The following is a 22574-nucleotide window of genomic DNA, read 5'->3' as shown; positions in this document are numbered from 1 at the left end:
CACCGGAGCGCGCCGAGCCCCATGATCAACACCCGCATCAGTGAAGAGATCGACCTCCTGCGCGAGACCGTGCGCCGTTTCGCCGAGGAGGAGATCGCGCCGCGGGCGGCCGAGATCGACGCGAGCAACGAGTTCCCGGCCGACCTCTGGCCGAAGCTCGGGGAACTGGGGCTGCATGGCATCACCGTCCCGGAAGAGGACGGCGGCACCGGGCTCGGCTACCTGGCCCACGTGGTGGCGATGGAGGAGATCTCGCGGGCCTCCGCCTCGGTGGGGCTGTCCTACGGCGCGCACTCCAACCTGTGCCTGAACAACCTGTACCTGAACGGCACGGAGGAGCAGCGCGAGCGCTTCGTGCCCGGACTCGTGAGCGGCGAGATGCTGGGCGCGCTCGCCATGTCCGAGCCGGGCGCGGGCTCGGACGTGGTGGGCTCGATGAGCTGCCACGCCGAGAAGCAGGACGACGGCAGCTGGCTCGCCAACGGCTCGAAGATGTGGATCACCAACGGCCCGCGCGCCGACGTGATCCTCACCTACATGCGCACCGCGCCGAAAGAGGACGGATCGCGCTCCATCACCGCCTTCCTGGTGGAAAAGGACATGCCGGGCTTCCGTACGGCGCAGAAGCTGGACAAGCTGGGCATGCGCGGCTCGGACACCTGCGAACTCGTGTTCGAGGACTGTCGCATACCGGCGGAGAACGTCCTCGGCGAGGTGAACCGGGGCGTCTACATCCTGATGCGCGGGCTCGACTCCGAGCGGCTCGTGCTCTCCGGCGGTCCCATCGGCATCATGCAGGCCTGTCTCGACGCCGTGATGCCCTACCTGCGCGAGCGCAAGCAGTTCGGCCGGCCCATCGGCAGCTTCGGCATGATGCAGGGCAAGCTGGCCGACATGTACACGGCGCTGCAGACCTCCCGGGCCTTCACCTACCGCACCGCGGCCCAGTTCGACCAGGGGCTGCCGACCCGCCAGGACGCCGCGGCCTGCCTCCTGCACGCCTCCCGCGAGGCAGTGACGGTGGCGCTGGAGGCCATCCAGAGCCTGGGCGGCAACGGCTACATCAACGAATACCCCGTGGCGCGGCTGCTGCGCGACGCCAAGCTCTACGAGATCGGCGCCGGCACCACCGAGATCCGCCGCATGCTGATCGGCCGGGAACTCCTGGCCGCCGACTGAGCGCCTCCCGCGCTACAATGGCCGCCCGCCCAGGAAGACGGAGCAAGAGATCGCCATGAGTCAGGACCCCATCGTCATTGTCGCCGCCCGACGCACGCCGATAGGCGCCTTCCAGGGCGGCCTCGCCCCGGTGCCCGCCCCCGAGCTGTCGGCGGCGGCCAGCCGCGCAGCGCTGGCCGACTGCGGCCTGGACCCCGCGGAAATCAGCGAAGTGCTGCTGGGATGCGTCCTGCCCGCCGGCATCGGTCAGGCACCCGCACGCCAGGCGGCGCTGGCCGCCGGCCTGCCGGAGTCGGTGGGCTGCACCACCGTGAACAAGGTCTGCGGCTCGGGCATGAAGACCGTGATGGTCGGTGCCGACCTCATCCGCGCCGGTTCCGCCGCGGTGGTCATGGCCGGCGGCATGGAGTCGATGACCAATGCGCCCTACCTGATGCCCGGCGCGCGGGCGGGCCTGCGCATGGGCCACAAGGAGATCCTCGATCACATGTTCTTCGACGGCCTGCAAAACCCCTACGACGGCAACATGATGGGGCACTTCGCCGAGGAGACGGCGAAGAAATACGGTTTCAGCCGGGCAGACCAGGACGCCTTCGCCATCGCTTCGGTGGAACGCGCACGGGCGGCGGCGGACGGCGGCGCCTTCGACGCCGAGATCGCGCCGGTCACCGTGAAGACCCGCAGGGGCGAGACCACCGTCGACACGGACGAGGAGCCCGGCAGGGCCGACGTCGAGAAGATCCCGAACCTGCGGCCGGCTTTCGCGAAGGACGGCACCGTGACTGCGGCCAGCTCGTCTTCCATCTCGGACGGCGCCGCGACGCTGCTGCTGATGAGCGCCACCGAGGCGGAGCGCCGCGGCCTGGCGCCGCTGGCCCGCATCGCCGGCCACAGCGGCTACGCGCAGGACCCCGCCTGGTTCACCACCTCGCCGGTGTACGCCATCCGGGCGCTGCAGGACGAGCTCGGCTGGTCGCCGGACGACGTGGACCTTTACGAGGTGAACGAGGCCTTCGCCTGCGTCACCATGGCCGCGATGCACGACGTGGGCATCGCCCACGAGCAGGTCAACGTCAACGGCGGTGCCTGCGCCCTCGGCCATCCCATCGGCGCCTCCGGCGCCCGCATCGTCGTCACGCTGCTGCACGCACTGCGCAACCGTAACGCGAAGCGCGGTATCGCCTCGCTGTGCATCGGCGGCGGAGAGGCCGTCGCCCTGGGCATCGAGACGGTCTGACCCCGTGCCCGCCCTGAAGAGCCATCTGGATCCCGCGGATGGCCGCGTGGCCGAGAACGCGCGCCACATGCAGGGGCTGGTGGACGAGCTGCGCGAGAAGCTGACGGCCACGGCCCGCGGCGGCAGCGAGCGCGCACAGGCGAAACACGCCGAGCGCGGCAAGCTGCTCGTTCGCGAGCGCATCGACGCGCTGCTCGACCGCGGCAGCCCGTTCCTGGAACTCTCGCCGCTGGCCGCCGACGGCCTCTACGACGGCGCCGCGCCGGGCGCCGGCATCGTGACCGGCATCGGCCGGGTGCACGGCCGCGAGGTGATGGTGGTGGCGAACGACGCCACGGTTAAGGGCGGCACCTACTTCCCGATGACGGTGAAGAAGCACCTCCGGGCCCAGGAGATCGCGCTGGAGAACCACCTGCCCTGCGTCTACCTGGTGGACTCCGGCGGCGCCTTCCTGCCACGCCAGGACGAGGTCTTCCCGGACCGTGACCACTTCGGCCGCATCTTCTACAACCAGGCGACTCTCTCTGCCGCGGGCATCGCACAGCTTGCCGTCGTGATGGGTTCATGCACCGCCGGCGGTGCCTACGTGCCGGCCATGAGCGACGAGGCCATCATCGTGCGCAATCAGGGGACCATCTTCCTCGGCGGCCCGCCGCTGGTGAAGGCGGCCACCGGCGAGATCGTCGACGCCGAGGACCTGGGCGGCGGCGAGGTGCACAGCCGGGTCTCCGGCGTCACCGACTACCTGGCCGAGGACGACAACCACGCGCTGGCCATCGCCCGGGACTGCATCGCGCGGCTGGCGCCGGCCCGGGACACGGCACCCCCCCACGCGCCGGCGGAACCGGTGATGGACGCCGACGGCATCTACGGCGTGGTGCCGACGGACCTGAAGCAGCCCTACGACGTGCGCGAGATCATCGGGCGCATCGTCGACGGCTCCGAGCTGCAGGAGTTCAAGCCGCTGTACGGCAAGACCATCGTGTGCGGCTTCGCGCGCATCCATGGTTATCCCGCAGGCATTATTGCCAATAACGGCATCCTGTTCTCCGAATCCGCGCTGAAGGCCACCCACTTCATCGAGCTCTGCAACCGCCGGCGCATCCCGCTGGTGTTCCTCCAGAACATCACCGGCTTCATGGTGGGGCGCAAGTACGAGAACGCCGGCATCGCCAAGGACGGCGCCAAGATGGTGAACGCGGTGGCCACGGCGACGGTGCCGAAGCTGACCGTGGTGATCGGCGGCAGCTACGGCGCCGGCAACTACGCCATGTGCGGGCGGGCCTACGGCGGCCGCTTCCTGTGGATGTGGCCCAACGCCCGCATCTCGGTCATGGGCGGCGACCAGGCGGCCAGCGTGCTGGCCACCGTGCGCCGGGACGGCGCAGAGGCCCGCGGCGAGGAGTGGCCGGAGGACGAGGAGGCCGCCTTCCGCGAGTCCATCCGCCGCCAGTACGAGGACCAGGGCAACCCCTACTACGCCACGGCCCGGCTGTGGGACGACGGCATCATCGATCCGCTGGACACCCGCCGCGTGCTGGCCCTCGGACTCGCGGTGACCGCCGGCGCGCCGGACCCGGGCGAGGGTCCCTACGGTATCTTCCGGATGTAGGCGGGGGTAGCCGGGGTAACCATGTTCCAGCGCATCCTGATCGCCAACCGCGGCGAAATCGCCTGCCGCATCATCGAGACCTGCCGCCGGCTCGGCATCGCCACCGTCGCGGTCTACTCCGAGGCCGACGGGCGCGCCCGCCACGTGCGCATGGCGGATGCCTGCCTGCCGATCGGCCCGGCGCCGGCCGCCGAGTCCTACCTGGACGGCGAGCGCATCGTCCGCGCGGCGCTGGACGCCGGCGCGGAGGCCGTGCATCCCGGCTACGGCTTCCTGGCCGAGAACGCCGATTTCGCCGCCGCCGTGCGCGCCGCCGGCCTGGTCTTCATCGGCCCGGACACGGACACCATCCGCAGCATGGGCTCCAAGCGCGCGGCCAAGGACATCATGGACGCGGCCGGCGTGCCGGTAATCCCGGGCGTGTCGGGCATCGGCAGCGTCGACGAGCTGCGGCGCAGCGCCCAGAGCCTCGGCCTGCCGGTCCTGCTGAAGCCCTCCGCCGGCGGCGGCGGCAAGGGCATGCGGGTGGTGCGCGATCCCGCGCAGCTGGAGGAAGCATGGAAGGCCGCCAGGCGGGAGGCGCTGGCCGCCTTCGGCGACGACGAGATCATCCTGGAGAAGTTCATCGAGCGTCCGCGCCACGTGGAGGTGCAGATCTTCGGCGACAGGCACGGCAACCTGGTGCACCTGTACGAGCGCGAGTGCTCCATGCAGCGCCGCCAGCAGAAGATCCTGGAGGAGTCGCCGGCACCGGGGCTCACCCGCAACCAGCGCGACGCGCTGCACGGCGCGGCACTGGCAGCCGGCCGCGCCGTGGGCTACGTGAACGCCGGCACCGTCGAATTCATGCTGGACGACCGCGGCCAGTTCCACTTCCTGGAGATGAACACCCGCCTGCAGGTCGAGCATCCGGTGACGGAGCTGACCACCGGGCTGGACCTGGTGGAGTGGCAGCTCAGGGTGGCGAGCGGCGAGCCGCTGCCGGCCGCGCAGGGCGAGATCGCGAGCCGCGGTCACGCCATCGAGGCGCGCATCTATGCCGAGGATCCGGCCCGGGATTTCCTGCCGTCCACCGGCGCCATCGAGGTATTCGACTGGCCCCGGCGCGACCCCCTCGTACGCATGGACCACGGATACGAGGCCGGCGACGCCGTCGAGCGCTACTACGACCCGCTGGTCGCGAAGCTCATCGCCAGCGGGCCGGACCGCGACGCCGCTCTGCGACACCTGCAGTCCGCGCTGGCCGGCTGCGTCCTGTTCGGCCCGCGCAACAATCTCGCCTTCCTGCGCCGCCTGGCCCGCACGCCGGCGTTCGTGAAAGGCCGCAGCGACACCGGCTACGTGGACCGGGAACTCGAGAGCCTGACCCGGGCGACGCCGGTGCCGGACGGAGTCCTGCTGACCGCGGCGGCAGCCGTCATGCGCCGCCTGCAGCGCGGCGGCGGCGAGGATGCCTCGCCGTGGGCCGCCGCGGACGCCTGGCGCGGCCGGCCGGCCGCCGGCACCACCATCGCCTTCGATACGGCTGCGGGCGAGCGGCGGATCACGGCCCGCGGCGGCCCGCAGACCTTCTCCATGGCCATCCGGGATGCGCGTGAGGGGGCCACCGATGACGCAGACTGGCACCGGGTGCGGCTGATCGATACCGGCTGCCGCGGGCTGGTGGCGGAGATCGACGGCGCCTCCCGCGCGGTGGAGATCGCCTGTACGGCTCGCCGGGTCCAGGTCACGGTGGACGACGAGACCCGGGAGTTCGACATCGCCGACCCGTGGGCCACGGAATCGGCCATGCCCGAGACCGACGCCCACCCGGCGGCGCCCATGCCGGGGCGGGTCGTCGAGGTGGCCGTGGCCGAGGGCGACCGGGTTTCCGAAGGCGACAAGCTGCTGGTGCTGGAGGGCATGAAGATGGAGTTCACGCTGCGCGCGGGTACGGCCGGCCGGGTCGAGCGCGTGCGCGTGGCGGAAGGCGATTTCGTGGAGGCCGAGGCCGTCCTGGTCGACATCGAACCCGACGGCGACGGCACCGAAGACGGCAGAGAAGACTGACAGGAGCGAACATGGATCTCGGCGGAGTAAAAGCGATAGTCACCGGCGGCGCATCCGGCCTGGGACGGGCGACGGCGGAGCACCTGCTGGCGGCGGGCGGCAGCGTGACGCTGCTGGATGTCAACGAGGAGGCCGGCGCCGAGGCCGCCGAGGCGCTGGGCGAGCGCGCCGGTTTCATCCGCACCGACGTCAGCGACGAGGCGGACGTGCGCGCGGCCGTCGGCCGGGCGGCCGAGGCGATGGGCGGACTCACCCTGGCCGTGAACTGCGCCGGCGTCGTCGCTCCCGGACGGGTGCTCGGCCGCGACGGGCCGATGGACTCGGCCTATTTCACGCGCACGGTGATGATCAACCTGGTCGGCTCCTTCAATATCGCGAAGGAAGCGGCGGCACTCATGCAGAACAACGAGCCGAACGGGGAAGGCGAGCGCGGGGTGATCGTGAACACGGCCTCGGTCGCGGCCTACGAGGGCCAGATCGGCCAGGCCGGCTACTCGGCCTCGAAGGGCGGCGTGGTCGGCATGACACTGCCCATCGCCCGGGAGCTGGCCCGTTTCGGCATCCGCGTGATGACCATCGCGCCCGGCATCTTCATGACGCCGATGATGGCGGGACTGCCCGACGAGGTGCAGCAGTCGCTCGCGGCGCAGATTCCGTTCCCGTCGCGCATGGGCCGGCCCGAGGAATATGCCGACCTGGTTGGCTACATCTACACGAATCCGATGCTGAACGGAGAGACCATCCGCCTCGACGGCGGCATCCGCATGCAGCCGAAGTAGGCGCGGCGCCGGCGCGCCGGCCGGCCTCACATACCGGTGTAGTTCGGGCCGCCGCCGCCCTCCGGCGTGACCCAGCGGATGTTCTGCTTCGGGTCCTTGATGTCGCAGGTCTTGCAGTGCACGCAGTTCTGCGCGTTGATACGGAAGACCTTGCTGCCCTCCTCTTCCACCACCTCGTAGACGCCCGCCGGACAGTAGCGCTGGGACGGGCAGTCGTAGGTGGGCAGGTTGAACTCGATGGGCAGAGACGGGTCCTTCAGCTGCAGGTGGACGGGCTGGTCTTCCTCGTGGTTGGTACCGGAGAGATAGACGGACGACAACCGGTCGAAGGTGATCACCCCGTCCGGCTTCGGGTAGTCGATCTTCTCGCACTCGGCGGCGGGCTTCAGCTCCTCGTGGTCCGGCACACGGTTGTGCATCGTGAACGGCATGCGCCCGCGCATGATGTTCTGGTCCAGGAACGTGAATGCCGCGCCGAAGAAGGTGCCGAACTTGTGCTGCGAGGGTTCGAAATTGCGCGCCTTGTACAGCTCCTCGTGCACCCAGGAATTCTTCACCCGCTCCTCGTGGGCGACCAGATCGCTGCCGCCCTCGTCGCCGGCCTCGAAGGCCTCGAACACGGACTCGGCGGCCAGCATGCCGGTCTTCATCGCCGTATGCGCGCCCTTGATCTTCACGCCGTTCAGGTAACCGGCGTCGCAGCCCACCAGGAGCCCGCCGGGGAAGCAGGTCTTCGGCAGCGCCTGCAGGCCGCCCTTGTTGACGGCCCGTGCGCCGTAGGAGATGCGCTCGGCGCCGTCCAGGTACCGGCGGATCTTCGGATGGGTCTTCCAGCGCTGGAACTCGGCGAAGGGATCGAGATGGGGATTCGAGTAGTTCAGCGCGATGATGAAGCCGAGATACACCTGGTTATTCTCGGCGTGATAGAGGAAGCCGCCGCCCTCGGTGTTGTTGCGCAGGGGCCAGCCGAGAGAATGCACCACCAGGCCTTCCTCGTGCTTCGCCGCCTCGATCTCCCAGACCTCCTTCAGGCCGATGCCGTAGTGCTGGGGGTCGGAATTCGCCCGCAGGTCGTACTTTTCCATCAGCTCCTTGCCGAGGTTGCCGCGCACGCCCTCGGCGAAGATGGTGTAGCGGGCGCGGAGCTCATAGCCCGGGGTGAACGCGTCTTTCTGCCTGCCTTCCCGGTCCACGCCCATGTCGCCGGTGATCACGCCCGCGACCTTGCCGTCCTCGTACAGCACCTCGGCGGCCGCGAAGCCGGGGAACACGTCGACTTCCAGCGCCTCCGCCTGCTCCGCCAGCCACACGCAGAGTTTGCCGAGGCTGATGATGTAGTTGCCCTCGTTGTGCATGGGGCCGGGCACGAAGGGCCCGGGCACCTTCACGGCGCCCTTCTCCGAGGTCATGTAGTAGATGTCGTCACGGGTGACGCCGGTGGTCACCGGCGCGCCGCGCTCCTTCCAGTCGGGGAACAGCTCGTCCAGGGCCCTGGGCTCGAAGACGTTGCCCGAGAGGATGTGCGCGCCGATCTCCGAGCCTTTCTCCACGACGACGACGGAGAGTTCCCGGCCTTTCTCCTGCGCCAGCTGCTTCAGCCGGCAGGCCGCGGCCAGACCGGCCGGCCCGGCGCCTACGATAACGACGTCGAATTCCATGGATTCGCGTTCCACGTGTCATCCCCTCTGTTGGTATCGGATCGGGCCTGAAGGCCCTCCTACATGGTTCGGGCCTGAAGGCCCTCCTGCGTGCGATTCGTGCGCTTGCGAAGTATCCCGGCAATTCTAACATCCCGTGCCCGGGCGGCGCCTGTCGAGGCCTTGTGGAGGCAGAGGCGCGGACGGTGTACGCTCCGTTGCGCCATGACCATCCACCACCGCTACCTGGACTGCGTGCGCCGGGAGGACCTGACCCGGGATCCGGCCCAGGAGGCGGCCGTCACCGAGCTGCAGCGGCTGCACGACGAGCTGACCCGGGACACCGGCACGGCGGCGACGCTGCGCCGCGCCCTGGCGCGGCGGTTCCCCGGGCGCTTCGCGCTCGAGCCGGTGCGCGGCCTGTATCTCTGGGGCGGCGTCGGCCGCGGCAAGACCCTGCTCATGGACCTGTTCTTCGAGGAGCTGCCCTTCGAGGACAAGCTGCGCATCCACTTCCACCGCATGATGCGGCGCGTGCACGAGGCGCTGAAGCGCCACGGGCGGCTGGAGGATCCGCTCGACCGGGTCGCAGCGGATATGGCGGCGGAGACCCGCGTGCTCTGTTTCGACGAGTTCTTCGTCTCCGACATCGCCGACGCCATGATCCTCGGCCGGCTGCTCCGGGCGCTGTTCCGGCGCGGCGTCACGCTGGTGGCCACCTCGAACCTGCCGCCGTCGGAGCTCTACCGCGACGGCCTGCAGCGCCAGCAGTTCCTGCCGGCAATCGAGGCCATCGAGCGCCACTGCCGGGTATTCCACCTGGATGCCGAGACCGATTACCGGCTGCGCGTGCTGGAGGAGGCGGAGATCTATCACGCGCCCCTCGATGAGGCCGCGGACCGCAACCTCGCGCGCTACTTCCGGCGCATCGCCTCGGGGCGCGAGGAGAGCGGCCGCACGCTCACCATCCAGGGCCGGCCGGTGCGCACAGTGCGCCTCGCCAGGGGCGTCGCCTGGTTCGAGTTCGCCGAGTTGTGCGACGGGCCGCGCAGCCAGGACGACTACATCGAGATCGCCCGGCGCTACCACACGGTGATCCTGGCGGGCGTGCCCGTGTTCGACCGCGCGAGCGAGAACCCCGCCCGGCGCTTCATCGCCCTGGTGGACGAGTTCTACGAGCGCCGGGTCAACCTGATCCTGTCGGCGGCAGCCCCGCCCGACGAGCTGTACCGGGGCCGGCGCCTCGCCTTCGAATTCGAGCGCACCGTGAGCCGGCTCGTCGAGATGCAGTCCCGGGAGTATCTCGCCGCGCCGCACCTCGCCTGATGCCCCGCCGCGTCGTTGCGGCATCTCCGGGCTGGCCACCGACCTTCGCGGAGGCTAACCTCACCCGGTCTGCGGCGACATGCCGACGCGATGGACGGAGACCATGGCCGAGAAGCAACAGGAACTGATACTCGAGGACTTCCTCCCCTACCGCCTGTCCATACTGTCGAACACGGTGAGCGCCACCATCGCGGGCGCCTATTCGAAGCGCTTCGGGCTGTCGATACCCGAGTGGCGCATCATGGCCGTGCTGAGCCGCCACCCGGGCCTGTCGGCCTCGGAGGTGGCCGAACGCACGCTGATGGACAAGGTGGCCGTGAGCCGCGCGGTGGGCAAGCTGATCAAGAGCGGGCGCATCAACCGGCGCTTCGCCGACCAGGACCGGCGCCGTTCCATCCTGCACCTGTCGCCGGCCGGCGAGGAAGTGTATGCGGAGGTGGCGCCGCTGGCGCTGAAGTTCGAGCGCGAACTCCTGCACGGGCTCAGCGACGACGAGGTGCACACCCTGGACGTGCTGCTGGAGCGCCTGCTCGCGCGGGCCCGCCTGCTGGGCGCGCCCCACTACTGAGTCAGGTGCCGTCGGCGAGTTCCGTGCGCACCCGGATCAGTTCCGGGAAGAAGTCGTAGTCCAGCGCCCGCTTCAGCCAGGTGACGCCCGCCGTGCCGCCGCTGCCGCGCTTGTGGCCGATGATCCGCTCCACCGTCTTCAGGTGGTGGTAGCGCCAGAACTGGAAGTTGTTGGACACGTCCATGAGCGCCTCGGCCAGTTCGTAGGCCTGCCAGTAACGCTCGGGCTCGGCATAGATCTCGCCCAGCGCGGCCACCACCCGGTCGTCGGGTTCGCGCGGCGCGGCGAAGTCCCGCTCGATGGCCTCCCGCGGCACCGGCAGGCCGATGCGCGCCAGGTGGCGCAGGAACTCGTCGAAGATGGCGGGCGCCTCCAGCGCGGCGCGCAGCCGCCGGTGCCACTCCTCGTGACGCGCGAATACGGCGATCTTCGCCGGGTCCTTGTTGCCGAGCATGAACTCCACCAGCCGGTACTGGGGTGACTGGAAGCCGGAGGCCTGCCCGAACACGTGGCGGAACTCGGCGTACTCGCTGGGCGTGAGCGTATCCAGCACGTCCCACTGGCTGTAGAGCTGGTGCTGCACCTGCTTCACCCGCGCCAGGATCTTCGCCGCGCGCCCGAGATCGTCCTCGCGGATGGCGGCCATCGCCGCTTCGAGCTCGTGCACCGTCAGCTTGAACCAGAGCTCCGCCACCTGATGCTGGATGACGAACAGCATCTCGTCGTGGTGGGGCGGGTCGCTCAGCGGGCGCTGCGCGGACAGCAGCCGGTCGAGACGGAGATAACCGGCGTAGTCCTCGCGGGGATCGAGGTCGGTGTGGAATGCGTTGTCGTAATGGTCGGTCGCCATGGGGGACGTTCTCCTCCTCGCACGCCGGCGCCGCTGCCGGCGGCCTGTCATGACTGGATGCGCGGCAGGATACCAGCAAGCGCGCGGCCACGGCGGGGCGGTGTCGTCGTGTATACTGGCGCCCCGTTGGAAGACGGTCACACCCCCGCCGGGATCGCGGCCGGCGGCGTCAGGAACTGCGATCATAGTGAGCCCCAAAGCGCTGCGCCGGAACACGGACCAGAAGGACCGGATCCTCGAGGAGATCGTCGCCGCCGTGCGCGGCTCCGGACCGTTCAGGAACCGCGCGCGCCTCGGCACCTTCATCCGTCATTACTACGCCGACGTCGACGTCGAGGACCTGCGCGCGGCCACGGCGGAGAACCTGGCCGGGGCGGCACTCGCCCACCTGGAACTCGGCATGACCCGCCGGCGCGGCCGCCACCGGCTGCGCATCTACAACCCCGACCCCGAACGCGACGGCTGGGACTCCAGCCACACCATCGTGGAGATGGTGAACGACAACATGCCGTTCCTGGTGGACTCGCTCGGGATGGCGGTGGCGAGAATGGGCGCCAACGTGCACCTGACCGTCCATCCGCTGGTACGCGTGGAGCGCGACGCGCAGGGTGTGCTGACCGGCGTCCATCCCCGCTCCGCCCGGGAAGGCCGGGTGGAGTCCTTCGTGCGCCTGGAGATCGACCGGGAGACGAGCGACCGGCGCATGGCGGCCCTGAAGCGCGCGCTGGAGGAGACGCTGCGCGACGTGCGCGTGGCCGTGCGGGACTGGCGCCGCATGCGCGAGAAGATGCTGGAGGCCGCCGCCGCGCTGGAAGGCCCGGCCGGCCGCGTGGACCAGACCCTGGTGGAGGAGAGCCGCCGGCTGCTCGAGTGGATGGCGGACGACCACTTCACCTTTCTCGGCTACCAGGAATACGAGGTCGTGCGCAGCAACGGCGAGGCCCAGCTCCGGCCGGTGGCGGACACGGGCCTCGGCATCCTGTCGAAGCGCCGCTCGGCGGAGCGGCGGGTGACCATGACCCCGGAGATGCGGCGCGAGGCCCGCGGCCGCGAGCTCCTGATCCTGACCAAGGCGAATGCCCGCTCCACGGTGCACCGCCCCAGCCATCTCGACTACATCGGCGTGAAGGTCTTCGGCGAGGCCGGCGAGCCGGTGGGCGAAAAGCGCTTCCTCGGGCTGCTCACCTCGGTGGCCTACAACGAGAGTCCACGCGCCATCCCGCTGCTGCGGCTGAAGGTCCGGCGCGTCATCGAACGGGCGGAGCTGGATCCGAGCGGCCATCGCGGCAAGGCGCTCATGCACGTGCTGGACACCTACCCGCGGGACGAGCTGTTCCAGGCCTCGGTCCGGGACCTGTCGCGCACCACGGCGGGCATCCTGAACCTGCAGGAACGCCAGCGGGTGAAGCTGTTCCTGCGCCGGGATGCCTTCCGCCGCTTCTTCTCCTGCCTCGTCTACGTGCCACGGGAGAAGTACAACACCCGGGTACGCCAGCGCATCGAGACCATCCTGATGCAGGCGTTCGACGGGCTCAGCATCGAGTCGTCGGTGGAGTTGTCGGAGTCGGTACTCGCGCGGCTGCACCTCATCGTCCACATCGAACAGGGCCGCAAGCCGCGGATCTCCATCCGCCAGATCGAGAAGGACATCGGCGAAGCCGTGGTGACCTGGCAGGACCGCCTCGCCCACGCGCTGGTGGAGCATCTGGGCGAGGCCCGCGGCATCGCGCTCGCCCGCCGCTACGGTCATATCTTCCCGCTGGCCTACGAGGAAGACGTGCTGCCGGCCGCCGCCTGCGGCGACGTGGAGACGCTGGACCGGCTGACGAGCGGCGAAGCGGGTGCGGGCGAGGACACGGAGCTGTACCGCCCGCCGGGCGTCACCGAACGGCTGCATTTCAAGATCTTCCGTCCGGGGGAGCCTCTGCCTCTCTCCGACGCCCTGCCCATCCTCGAGAACCTGGGCGTGCGCGTGGTCAGCGAGCGGCCCTATCACCTGGAACCGGACGACGGCAGCGCCTGGTGGATCCAGGACTTCGAACTCGAGCACCCCCGCGGTGCCGCCATCGACCCGGCGGAGGCCGAGCGCCGCTTCGAGGATGCGTTCTCGCGGGTACTCGCCGGCGAGTGCGAGAACGACGGGCTGAACCGGCTGGTGCTGGAGGCCGGTCTGAGCGCCCGGGAGACCTCGATATTGCGCGCGTTCTCCAAGTATCTCCTGCAGCTTGGCCTGCCCTTCTCCCAGCCCTACATGGAGTCGGTGCTGGCGCGCTATCCGCAGATGGCTGCGCTGCTGGTGCGCCGGTTCCGGCTGCAGTTCGACCCGGATGCCGACGCCGAAGCCGCGCGCGCCGGGCTCGAGGAGTGCCGCCGCGAGATCGCCCGGCTGGTCGCCGAGGCGGCGACGCTGGACGAGGACCGGATCCTGCGCGCCTACACGGGCGTACTCGATGCGGCGCTGCGCACGAATTTCTTCCGCGTCGACGAAGCCGGCCGGGAGCCGCCGGCCATCGCCATCAAGTTCGACCCTTCCGCACTGGAAGAGGCGCCGCTGCCCCGTCCCCGCTACGAGATCTTCGTATACTCGCCGCGGGTGGAAGGCACGCATCTGCGCGCCGGTCCGGTGGCCCGCGGTGGCATCCGCTGGTCGGACCGGCGCGAGGACTTCCGCACCGAGGTGCTCGGCCTGATGAAGGCGCAGACGGTCAAGAACACGGTGATCGTGCCCACCGGCGCCAAGGGCGGCTTCCTGCCGAAGCGATTACCCGAGGCTGACAGGGACGCGGTGCAGGCGGAAGTGATCGCCTGCTACCGCATCTTCATCGGCTCGCTGCTGGACATCACCGACAACATCGTCGAAGGCGAAGTAGTGCCGCCGGACCGCGTGGTGCGCCTCGACGGCGACGACCCCTACCTGGTGGTGGCCGCCGACAAGGGCACGGCCGCGTTCTCCGACATCGCCAACGGCATCTCGGCGGAGTACGGCTTCTGGCTGCACGACGCGTTCGCCTCCGGCGGCTCGGCGGGTTACGACCACAAGAAGATGGGCATCACCGCCCGCGGCGCGTGGGAGGCCGTGCGCCGGCATTTCCGCGAGATGGGCATCGAGACCCAGAGCCAGGAGTTCACGGTGGTCGGCATCGGCGACATGAGCGGCGACGTGTTCGGCAACGGCATGCTGCTGTCGCAGACCATCCGCCTGCTGGCCGCTTTCAACCACCAGCACATCTTCCTGGATCCGAACCCGGACGCCGCGGCGAGCTTCGCCGAGCGCGAGCGCCTGTTCGCCCTGCCCCGCTCGAGCTGGGAGGACTACGACAAGCGGCTGATCTCCGCCGGCGGCGGCATCTGGCCCCGCTCGGCCAAGAGCATCCCGCTGAGCGCCGAGGTGCGCGCCATGCTGGGCGTCACGGACGAGAGCCTGAGCCCGCCCCAGCTGATACGCGCCATCCTGCGCATGGACTGCGACCTGCTCTGGAACGGCGGCATCGGCACCTACGTCAAGGCCGGCAGCGAGTCCCACACCGAAGTGGGCGACCGCAGCAACGACGCCGTGCGCGTCAACGCCGGCGAGCTCGGCTGCCGGGTGGTCGGCGAAGGCGGCAACCTGGGCCTGACGCAGCGGGCGCGCATCGAGTTCGCGCTGGCCGGCGGACGCATCAACACGGACTTCATCGACAACTCGGGCGGCGTGGACAGCTCCGACCGGGAAGTGAACATCAAGGTGCTGCTCGGGCAGGTGGCCGAGACCCGGCGCATGACCACCGGCCGGCGCAACCGGCTGCTGGCGGACATGACCGAGGACGTGGGCGCGCTCGTCCTGCGCAACAACTATCTGCAGACCCAGGCCATCAGCATGATGCAGGCCACCGGGGTCGACCGCCTGAGCGAGCATCTCTATCTCATCCAGGCGCTGGAGAAGACCGGCCTGCTGGACCGGGAGCTCGAGTACCTGCCGGACGACGAGACCCTGGAGGAACGGCGCCAGCGCGACCTGGGGCTCACCCGCCCCGAACTGGCGGTGCTGCTCAGCTATTCGAAGATCGAGCTCTACGCCCGCATGCAGGCCGCCCATATCCCCACCGACGGCTATCTGGCGAAAGAGCTCGAGCAGTACTTCCCGGCGCCGCTGCCCCGCCGTTACGGCGACCTCATCCGCGAGCATCGCCTCGGCGGCCAGATCCTGGCCACGCTGATCACCAACAGCATGGTCAACCGGATGGGCCCTGCGTTCGCCTGGCGGGCTGCGGACGAGACCGGCGCAGATGCGGTGAGCGTGGCCCGGGCGTACGCCGTGGCCCGGGAGGTCTGCGGCGCGCGCGACATCTGGGCAGACATCGAGGCGCTGGACAATGTCATTCCGGCGGAGACCCAGTACCTGGTCATGTTCGAGGTCAGCCGCAAGCTGCGCCACGCCTGCTACTGGCTACTGCGCCGCGAGCAGCCCTACGAGAGCATCGAGGCCGCCGTGCAGACACTGAAGCCCGGCGTCAGCCTGGTGTTCCAGAAACTCGGCTCGCTGTTGCACGACAGCGCGCGCCAGCGCCTTGCGCGCATGAGCAACGAGTTCGAGTCCATGGGCCTGCCCGGCCGGCTCGCCCAGCGCATCGCCGCGCTGACGGCGGTCACCTCGGCGCTGGACATCGTCGACATCGCCGGCGACCGGGACCTCAGGCGGGTCGCGCGGCTGTACTTCGAGCTGGGCCGCGGACTGCGCCTGGACTGGGTGCGCGAGCGGATCGACGAGCTGCAGGCGCGCGGCCACTGGCAGGCCCTGGCGCGCAGCCGCCTGCGCGACAACATCCGCAACGTCCAGCGCACGCTCACCGAGCGGCTGCTGGAGGAGACCGGGCCGGAGCTCGGCACCGGCGAGGCCGTGGTCAGCTGGCTGGACGGCGCCGGCGAACGGGTGCGCGTGGCGCGCCACATGCTCGACGAGATGCAGAAGAGCACCCGTACCGATTTTGCTACGCTCTCGGTCGCCACCGACGAGCTGACTAAACTCACGGGCCGCTGACAGGACCGCGGGACGCCGACGACCATCCCGGACACATCCCCGAACAACAATGGCTGACAGATAATGGCAGACGAACAACTCATCGCGGTATTCATCGACTTCGAAAACCTGGCGCTGGGCGCCAAGGAGACGCCCCAGGGCACCTTCGACATCAAGCTGGTGCTGAAGCGCCTGCTCGAGAAGGGCCGCCTGGTGTACAAGCGCGCCTACTCCGACTGGAGCCGCTACCAGAAGTACGTGCGCGACTTCCACGAGCAGGGCATCGAGCTGATCGACATCCCGCAGACCAAGTTCAGCGGCAAGAACAGCGCCGACATCCGCATGGTGGTGGACGCCATCGACCTCTGTTACGCGAAGAGCCATATCGACGCCTTCGCGCTGGTGTCCGGCGACAGCGACTTCTCGCCGCTGGTCTCCAAACTGAAGGAGAACGACAAGCGCGTGATCGGCTGCGGCATCAAGAGCTCCACCTCGGATCTGCTCATCGGCAACTGCGACGAGTTCATCTACTACGACGACCTGGCCCGGGTGGCCGGGCGCAAGCAGACCCAGGGCGCGAAGAAGAAGAAGACGGAGCAGAGGACCGGCGCGAACGGCAAGCGCCAGGAGGCGCTGGAGATGCTGGTGGAGATCGTCGACTCGCTGGAGGCCGATTACGACCCGCTGTGGGGCTCGCTGGTCAAGCAGACCATGCGCCGCGTGCATCCGGGCTTCAACGAGAACTACTACGGCTTCAAGAACTTCTCCGAGCTGCTGGAATCGGCGCAGAAGGAGAAGCTGATCCGGATCGACTTCGACGACGCGCGGGGCAACTACATCGTGCACACGGTGTGATGCGTAACCGCCGACACCGGCAACGGACCGAGAGAGGTAACTAGCGAGATGCCAGGACAACTGATCCTCTGCCGCCACGGCCAGAGCGAGTGGAATCTGAAGAACCTGTTCACCGGCTGGACCGACGTGGATCTCACGGCGAAAGGCATCGAGGAGGCGAAGGAGGCCGGCCGCACGCTGGCCGAGGCCGGCTACCGCTTCGACGTGGCCTACACCTCCGTGCTGAAGCGCGCGATACGCACGTTGTGGCTGATCCAGGACGAGATGGATCTCATGTGGATACCCGTACACCGCAGCTGGCGTCTGAACGAGCGCCACTACGGCGCGCTGCAGGGCCTGAACAAGGCGGAGACGGCGGAGAAATACGGCGAGGAGCAGGTGCACGTCTGGCGGCGCAGCTACGACACCCCGCCGCCCCCGCTGGAGGAAGACGACGAGCGCCACCCCCGCTTCGACCGCCGCTATGCCGGCATCGCCGACCTGCCCGCCACCGAATCCCTGAAGACCACCCTGGAACGGGTGGTGCCCTACTGGGACGACGTGATCGCGCCGGACCTGCTGGCCGGCCGGCACGTGCTGATCGCCGCCCACGGCAACAGCCTGCGCGCGCTGGTGAAGATGCTGGACGGCATGTCCGACGACGAGATCACCGGTTTCAATATCCCCACCGGCATCCCGCTCGCCTATGACCTCGACGACGACCTGAAACCGCGCGGTCGGGAGTTCCTGGGCGACCCGGACGCGGTGGCGAAGGCCGCCGCCGCCGTGGCGAACCAGGCGAAAGGCTGAGGAGAAGAGCATGATCCACGATCTCGGCGATGCGAGCCCCGACATCCACGAAGACGCCTGGGTGGCGCCCGATGCCCGGGTGATCGGGCGCGTGCGGCTGAAGGCGGGAGCCAGCGTGTGGTTCCAGTCCGTGCTGCGCGGCGACAACGAGTGGATAGAGATCGGCGAGGGCTCCAACGTCCAGGACGGCACGGTGATGCACACGGACATGGGCTATCCGCTCACCGTCGGCGACCGGGTCACGATCGGCCACAAGGTCATGCTGCACGGCTGCACCATCGGCGCCGACACCCTGATCGGCATCGGCAGCATCATCCTGAACGGCGCGCGCATCGGCTCGAACACGGTGGTGGGCGCCAACAGCCTGGTCACCGAGGGCAAGGAGTTCCCGGACGGCGTGCTGGTCCTCGGCGCACCGGCCAAGGTGGTGCGCGAGCTGAGCGACGAGGAGATCGCCATGATCGGCCACTCCGCAGAGCATTACGTGGAGAACGCCCGGCGCTACCGGCGCGATCTCGACTGACGCCGGCCCGTAGCCGCGGGCGCCGGGACGCGGCTAGCGGCTAGCGGCTATCGGCAATCAGCTATCGGCAATCAGCTATCGGCAATCAGGCATCCGGCAGCTGCGAGCGCAGCCAGACGAAGCCGAACGCGCCGGCGGTCGTGAGCGCCAGCGGCAGGAACAGCGCGTAGATGCCGAGCCCTGCCTCCATGCCCTGCAGGATCTGGTAAGCGCCGACGCCGGCGATCGGCGCCAGCAGGCCGCGCACCCCGGTCAGGGTCACGTGCAGGCCCATGTATTCCGTCGCGCGGGCATCCGAGGCGAAGTCGTTATGGCCCAGGTTCCAGCCCAGGCGCCCGCCGGCATAGCCGGTGCCGAGCAGCGCCGCACCGAGCCACAGCACCTCGATGCGCGCGGTGAACACGCCGGTGAGGAACGCCGCCATGGCGGCCACGAAGGACCAGCTCTGGATGGCGCGGTAGCGCACGATGTGCACGCGGTCGAAGAAGCGGGCCCACAGCGGGATGGAGAGCGGGATCACCGCGAAAGGAATGGACGAGGTGATCAGCATCTGCTGCAGCCGCGACAGGCCGAGCTGCTCGTTCAGGATGATCACCAGCTGGGCCACCACCATCAGGTTGCCGCTGCCGAACACGAACATGCAGGTGAGATAGCGCCGGTAATCGTGGTCGGTGCGCAGGATGCCGAACAGGTCCCGGCGCCGGCGCCGCCCGGGCCCTGCCTGCTCCGCCCGCTCGGCGGCCACCAGGCGCCGATGGCCGCGCACACGCACCCGGGCATACAGCGCCATGCCGGCGAACATGGCCAGCGCGGCCGCCGGATAGACGTAGCGGAAGGCGAGCGGGTCCCGGTCCAGCAGCAGGCCGGTGACGACGCCGGTCGTGGCCATGCCCAGCGCCGCCAGCACCGTCACCCGCGCGGTGAAGTTGCCGCGGACGTGGCGGGGATAGTTGGCGCGCCAGATCGCCGAACGCACCGTGACGATGCCGGACCAGAACAGCCGGGCGCCGATGACGCCGGCGACGAACAGGGCCAGACCCCAGCCGTTGATGGGCGCCAATGCGATGGCGACCAGGCTCAGCCCGGCGGCGAGCTTCAGCGCGGTCAGGACGCGCACCTTGTCCCGGCCGCTGGCCATGCCCGCCCACAGGAACGAGAGTATGTTGGCGAACGCCGGCGCTCCCGCCACCAGCGCCACGCTCTGATTCAGGGCCATGTCGCCGACGGCGCCGGCGAAGGCGTTTTTGGCGATGACGCCCACCACGCCGCCCTCCACGGCGCCGAGGCCGAGGGAGAAGAGCGTCCAGGCGCGCAGCTCGCGGCCGTACAGCGCGCGGGCCACGAACGGCATCCGCGCCGAGAAGAACCAGCTCAGATAGTGGCGCATGGACTAGCGGCTCATCGGCTACTGGCGCAGGGACGGTTGGCGCATAAACTTTTAACGCAGGGACTATTGGCGCAGGGACCGGGACCCGGGCAGGCGCGTTGGCGGGCGCACACCGCGATCAGTCCTGCGCGGCGGCGCTTCTGCGCTTGCGCTCCAGCGGCTCGCGCCAGACCCGCACCAGGCCCTCCTGGGCCGTTGAGGCCACCAGCGTACCGTCGCGGCTGAAGATCTGGCCGCGGGAGTAGCCCCGCCCGGCCGACGCGTTGGGACTGTCGAAGCGGTAGAGCAGCCACTCGTCCACCCGGGCCTCGCGGTGGAACCACAGCGCATGATCGAGACTCGCCATCTGCACGTTGCCCGTGCCGAAGCGCAGCCCGTGGGGCAGCGTCGCCGTGCCCAGCAGCTCGTAGTCGGAGAAGTAGGCCAGCAGGTTGCGGTGCAGGTCGGGGTCGTCCGGCAGGCGGTCGGCGGCGCGCACCCAGACGTGCTTGACCGGCGGCCGCTTCTCCGGCTTCAGGAAGTCCGGCGGATCGACGGGGCGGAACTCGAACGGCCGCTTCTGGGTGAAGAACCGGCGCATCTTCTCCGGCAGCACGTGGACGATCTCGGAGGCGAGTTCGTGGGAGTCGCGCAGTTCCTCCGGCGGGGTCACCTCCGGCATCTCCGCCTGGTGCTCGAGGCCCTCCTCCGGCACCTGGAACGACGCGGACAGGTTGAAGATGGGTCGCCCGTGCTGGATGGCCACCACCCGGCGCACGGAGAAGCTCCGCCCGTCCCGGGCGCGGTCCACGTCGTAGACGATCGGCGCCTCCACGTCGCCGCGGCGCAGGAAATAGGCGTGCAGGGAATGGGCCACCCTGCCCTCCACGGTGTGATGGGCCGCGGACAGAGCCTGACCGAGCACCTGGCCGCCGAATACCTGCGCGCTGCCGATGTCGCGGCTGTCGCCGCGGAAGATGTTCTCCTCGATGCGCTCGAGCTTCAGCAGTTGCAGCAGATCGGCGAGTACGGCGTCCATTCGGAGGCTCCGTGGCGGGGGGAACGAGGCGCGTATTCTAGCAGGCGCGCCCGGCAGGCCGGCCGGCAGCCGGGCGGCGGAATCGACGGGGCGTGGCAGCCGGGTTTATAGTGGTTTCCCCGCAGGCGGAGGAATCCTCGGAGGAGGTAGGCGATGGCTGACGAACTCGGCGGCGGCTCCGCGTGGCCGCGGCGACTGGGGCGCTTCGCGCTGTACGCGGCACTGGCTGCCGTGATCGCGCTGGTGATCGCGGGGCCCGGCCACCGCTTCGGCATCGTCGGCGTCATGCCCGGCATCTGGCTGGCGATGGCCGGCGGCGCCCTCGCCCTGGTGGCGCTGCTGGTCGGCATTATCGCGGTCATCGGCATCCTGCGGGTGCCGGGTCAGCCCGCGCTCGGCAGCGCGGTGGTGGCCGTGGTGATCGGTGCCGCGATCTCGGTGCAGCTCTACGGCTGGTTCGCCCAGGCGCGCAGCGTGCCGCCCATCCACGACATCAGCACCGACCTCGAGGACCCGCCGGCCTTCTCGGCCATCGCGCCGCTCAGGGCCGGCGCACCGAATCCGGCCGCCTGGGCCGGAGAAGAGAGCGCCGAGCAGCAGCGCCGCGCCTATCCGGACCTGGACAGCCTGGTCGTGGATGCGCCGCCCGCCGAGGTGGTCAGCCGCGCCGCGGAGATAGCCCGGGCCTTCGGCTGGGAGGTGGTGGCCGCCGAACCCGAAACCGGCCGGCTGGAGGCGGTGGACACCACCTTCTGGTTCGGCTTCCGCGACGACGTGGTGGTGCGCGCCCGCCCCGTGGCGGGCGGCACCGAGGTGGACGTGCGCTCGAAGTCCCGGGTGGGGCGGAGCGATCTCGGCACCAACGCCGCGCGCATCCGTGAGTTCCTGGCCGCGCTGGAGGAGACTCTGGCCACGTCAGGCTAGCCGGCGGGCCACCCCGCCGGCCTCTCCAGGCCGGATTCCGTCGCTGCCTGTCGGCCGTTTCGGGCCGCTGTTAGCCGCTGCCCGTCGTGATCAGGGCGCCTGCATCGCGCCGCCGTCCACCCGGATGTCCTGGGCGCTGACGAAGGCGGCGTCGTCCGAGGCGAGGAACAGCGCCACCTTGGCCACGTCCAGCGGCTCGCCCAGCCGCCCGGCGGCCGACTTGCCGATCCAGAAATCGCGGAACTCCCGATCGGCGCGGAAGGCCTGCCGGGTATTGCTGGTGACGATGGCGCCCGGCTCGAGGAAATTGGCCGTGATACCGTCGCGGCCGAGTTCGCCAGCCAGCGTGCGGGTGAGGCCGGAGACGGCGTGCCGGCAGGCCGCATAGGCGGCCCGGTCCTCGGCGCCGAAACTGGACATCACCGAGCCGATGTTGATGATGCGGCCGGCGGGGCTCTTCTTCAGGTACGGGATCGCGGCGCGGCAGAGACGGGTCATGGCGTCGAGATTGACGTCCAGCGCCTCCTGCCAGTCGCCCTCTTCCGCGGCGCCGACCGGCAGCACGACGGTGCCGTTCACCAGGATGTCCAGGCCGCCGAAACGCTTGGCCACGGTCTCCATGACGACCTCCACCGCGCCGTCGTCGGTGAGTTCCAGCGCCAGCGGCAGGATGGCGTCCCGCCGACGGAAGGCCTGCTCGAGGCCACTGTCCGGTCCGTCCACGGCGAGCACCTCGGCGCCGTGTTTCGCGAACAGCAGCGCCACCGCCTCGCCGATGCCGCCGGCGGCGCCGGTGACGATCGCCTTCATGCCGTGCAGCCGCTGATCTACCGTCATAATCCGTT

At 69.7% G+C, this 22574-nt stretch carries 17 protein-coding genes; 12 read left to right on the top strand and 5 right to left on the bottom strand.

Going from position 1 to position 22574, the window contains the following annotated elements:
• The first annotated feature begins 21 nt into the window (after nt 1-21).
• Genes ACJMK0_RS08770 through ACJMK0_RS08750 form a run of 5 tightly spaced genes read left to right on the top strand, consistent with a single transcriptional unit; the run spans nt 22 to nt 6856 of the window.
• Nucleotides 22-1179, top strand: coding sequence for an acyl-CoA dehydrogenase family protein (locus tag ACJMK0_RS08770; protein WP_405237453.1), 1158 nt, complete (start codon nt 22-24; stop codon nt 1177-1179).
• Nucleotides 1180-1234: 55 nt separating this feature from the next.
• The gene (locus ACJMK0_RS08765) at nt 1235-2416 is read left to right on the top strand and encodes an acetyl-CoA C-acyltransferase (protein WP_405237451.1); all 1182 of its coding nucleotides are present in this window, start codon (nt 1235-1237) and stop codon (nt 2414-2416) included.
• Nucleotides 2417-2420: 4 nt separating this feature from the next.
• Nucleotides 2421-4028: a carboxyl transferase domain-containing protein gene (locus tag ACJMK0_RS08760; protein WP_405237449.1), complete on the top strand. Its 1608-nt coding sequence runs from the start codon at nt 2421-2423 to the stop codon at nt 4026-4028.
• A 21-nt stretch (nt 4029-4049) separates the two neighbouring features.
• Nucleotides 4050-6077 (top strand): acetyl/propionyl/methylcrotonyl-CoA carboxylase subunit alpha, encoded by a 2028-nt coding sequence (locus ACJMK0_RS08755; protein WP_405237447.1) that lies wholly within the window; start codon nt 4050-4052, stop codon nt 6075-6077.
• A gap of 11 nt (nt 6078-6088) precedes the next feature.
• The gene (locus ACJMK0_RS08750) at nt 6089-6856 is read left to right on the top strand and encodes an SDR family NAD(P)-dependent oxidoreductase (RefSeq protein WP_405237445.1); all 768 of its coding nucleotides are present in this window, start codon (nt 6089-6091) and stop codon (nt 6854-6856) included.
• Between the two features lie 26 nt (nt 6857-6882).
• On the opposite strand, the gene ACJMK0_RS08745 is transcribed toward ACJMK0_RS08750, so the two are convergent.
• A complete protein-coding gene (locus ACJMK0_RS08745) occupies nt 6883-8529 on the bottom strand; it encodes an electron transfer flavoprotein-ubiquinone oxidoreductase (protein ID WP_405237443.1) in 1647 nt (548 codons plus the stop codon).
• A gap of 189 nt (nt 8530-8718) precedes the next feature.
• Between ACJMK0_RS08745 and zapE the strand changes: the two genes are divergently transcribed.
• A complete protein-coding gene (zapE, locus tag ACJMK0_RS08740; protein ID WP_405237442.1) occupies nt 8719-9819 on the top strand; it encodes a cell division protein ZapE in 1101 nt (366 codons plus the stop codon).
• 103 nt (nt 9820-9922) lie between these two features.
• The gene (locus ACJMK0_RS08735; RefSeq protein WP_405231802.1) at nt 9923-10387 is read left to right on the top strand and encodes a MarR family winged helix-turn-helix transcriptional regulator; all 465 of its coding nucleotides are present in this window, start codon (nt 9923-9925) and stop codon (nt 10385-10387) included.
• A gap of 1 nt (nt 10388) precedes the next feature.
• On the opposite strand, the gene ACJMK0_RS08730 is transcribed toward ACJMK0_RS08735, so the two are convergent.
• Nucleotides 10389-11237, bottom strand: a complete 849-nt coding sequence (locus ACJMK0_RS08730) for a tryptophan 2,3-dioxygenase (RefSeq protein ID WP_405237441.1) — start codon at nt 11235-11237, stop codon at nt 10389-10391.
• A gap of 187 nt (nt 11238-11424) precedes the next feature.
• Here ACJMK0_RS08730 and ACJMK0_RS08725 point away from each other — a divergent pair, with 187 nt between their 5' ends.
• The 4 genes from ACJMK0_RS08725 to ACJMK0_RS08710 all read left to right on the top strand — a co-directional run bounded on the left by ACJMK0_RS08725 (nt 11425) and on the right by ACJMK0_RS08710 (nt 18400).
• Complete coding sequence (locus ACJMK0_RS08725; RefSeq protein ID WP_405237439.1) at nt 11425-16254, top strand: NAD-glutamate dehydrogenase; 4830 nt, start codon at nt 11425-11427, stop codon at nt 16252-16254.
• Between the two features lie 63 nt (nt 16255-16317).
• Nucleotides 16318-17088 (top strand): NYN domain-containing protein, encoded by a 771-nt coding sequence (locus ACJMK0_RS08720; protein ID WP_405237437.1) that lies wholly within the window; start codon nt 16318-16320, stop codon nt 17086-17088.
• A gap of 48 nt (nt 17089-17136) precedes the next feature.
• Nucleotides 17137-17877 carry a 2,3-diphosphoglycerate-dependent phosphoglycerate mutase gene (gene gpmA / locus ACJMK0_RS08715; RefSeq protein ID WP_405237435.1) on the top strand — a complete coding sequence of 247 codons (741 nt, stop codon included), beginning with the start codon at nt 17137-17139 and terminating at the stop codon, nt 17875-17877.
• 10 nt (nt 17878-17887) lie between these two features.
• Nucleotides 17888-18400: a gamma carbonic anhydrase family protein gene (locus ACJMK0_RS08710; protein WP_405237433.1), complete on the top strand. Its 513-nt coding sequence runs from the start codon at nt 17888-17890 to the stop codon at nt 18398-18400.
• A gap of 85 nt (nt 18401-18485) precedes the next feature.
• Here the strand turns inward: ACJMK0_RS08710 and ACJMK0_RS08705 are convergent, their stop codons facing one another.
• Both ACJMK0_RS08705 and tesB read right to left on the bottom strand, forming a co-directional pair.
• Nucleotides 18486-19787: an MFS transporter gene (locus ACJMK0_RS08705; RefSeq protein WP_405237431.1), complete on the bottom strand. Its 1302-nt coding sequence runs from the start codon at nt 19785-19787 to the stop codon at nt 18486-18488.
• A gap of 118 nt (nt 19788-19905) precedes the next feature.
• Nucleotides 19906-20805, bottom strand: coding sequence for an acyl-CoA thioesterase II (gene tesB, locus ACJMK0_RS08700; RefSeq protein ID WP_405237429.1), 900 nt, complete (start codon nt 20803-20805; stop codon nt 19906-19908).
• A gap of 153 nt (nt 20806-20958) precedes the next feature.
• On the opposite strand from tesB, the gene ACJMK0_RS08695 reads away from it, so the two are divergent.
• Nucleotides 20959-21729 (top strand): DUF1499 domain-containing protein, encoded by a 771-nt coding sequence (locus ACJMK0_RS08695; protein ID WP_405237427.1) that lies wholly within the window; start codon nt 20959-20961, stop codon nt 21727-21729.
• A gap of 90 nt (nt 21730-21819) precedes the next feature.
• Here ACJMK0_RS08695 and ACJMK0_RS08690 read toward each other — a convergent pair whose 3' ends face one another.
• Nucleotides 21820-22566, bottom strand: a complete 747-nt coding sequence (locus tag ACJMK0_RS08690; RefSeq protein WP_405237425.1) for an SDR family NAD(P)-dependent oxidoreductase — start codon at nt 22564-22566, stop codon at nt 21820-21822.
• Nucleotides 22567-22574 lie beyond the last annotated feature (8 nt).

This window comes from Lentisalinibacter orientalis (assembly GCF_040706535.1).
Classification (GTDB): Bacteria; Pseudomonadota; Gammaproteobacteria; order Steroidobacterales; family Woeseiaceae; genus Lentisalinibacter; species Lentisalinibacter orientalis.
The sequence above is the reverse complement of the archived record's forward strand: the minus strand, read 5'-3'. Positions and strand labels throughout refer to the sequence as shown.

Excerpts from the sequence above, each read along its gene's own strand:
- ACJMK0_RS08750 (WP_405237445.1), top strand. The coding sequence starts at position 6,089 with ATGGATCTCGGCGGAGTAAAAGCGATAGTCACCGGCGGCGCATCCGGC.
- ACJMK0_RS08690 (WP_405237425.1), bottom strand. The coding sequence starts at position 22,566 with ATGACGGTAGATCAGCGGCTGCACGGCATGAAGGCGATCGTCACCGGC.
- zapE (WP_405237442.1), top strand. The coding sequence starts at position 8,719 with ATGACCATCCACCACCGCTACCTGGACTGCGTGCGCCGGGAGGACCTG.
- ACJMK0_RS08735 (WP_405231802.1), top strand. The coding sequence starts at position 9,923 with ATGGCCGAGAAGCAACAGGAACTGATACTCGAGGACTTCCTCCCCTAC.
- ACJMK0_RS08730 (WP_405237441.1), bottom strand. The coding sequence starts at position 11,237 with ATGGCGACCGACCATTACGACAACGCATTCCACACCGACCTCGATCCC.
- ACJMK0_RS08720 (WP_405237437.1), top strand. The coding sequence starts at position 16,318 with ATGGCAGACGAACAACTCATCGCGGTATTCATCGACTTCGAAAACCTG.
- gpmA (WP_405237435.1), top strand. The coding sequence starts at position 17,137 with ATGCCAGGACAACTGATCCTCTGCCGCCACGGCCAGAGCGAGTGGAAT.
- ACJMK0_RS08765 (WP_405237451.1), top strand. The coding sequence starts at position 1,235 with ATGAGTCAGGACCCCATCGTCATTGTCGCCGCCCGACGCACGCCGATA.
- ACJMK0_RS08695 (WP_405237427.1), top strand. The coding sequence starts at position 20,959 with ATGGCTGACGAACTCGGCGGCGGCTCCGCGTGGCCGCGGCGACTGGGG.
- ACJMK0_RS08755 (WP_405237447.1), top strand. The coding sequence starts at position 4,050 with ATGTTCCAGCGCATCCTGATCGCCAACCGCGGCGAAATCGCCTGCCGC.
- ACJMK0_RS08705 (WP_405237431.1), bottom strand. The coding sequence starts at position 19,787 with ATGCGCCACTATCTGAGCTGGTTCTTCTCGGCGCGGATGCCGTTCGTG.
- tesB (WP_405237429.1), bottom strand. The coding sequence starts at position 20,805 with ATGGACGCCGTACTCGCCGATCTGCTGCAACTGCTGAAGCTCGAGCGC.
- ACJMK0_RS08710 (WP_405237433.1), top strand. The coding sequence starts at position 17,888 with ATGATCCACGATCTCGGCGATGCGAGCCCCGACATCCACGAAGACGCC.
- ACJMK0_RS08770 (WP_405237453.1), top strand. The coding sequence starts at position 22 with ATGATCAACACCCGCATCAGTGAAGAGATCGACCTCCTGCGCGAGACC.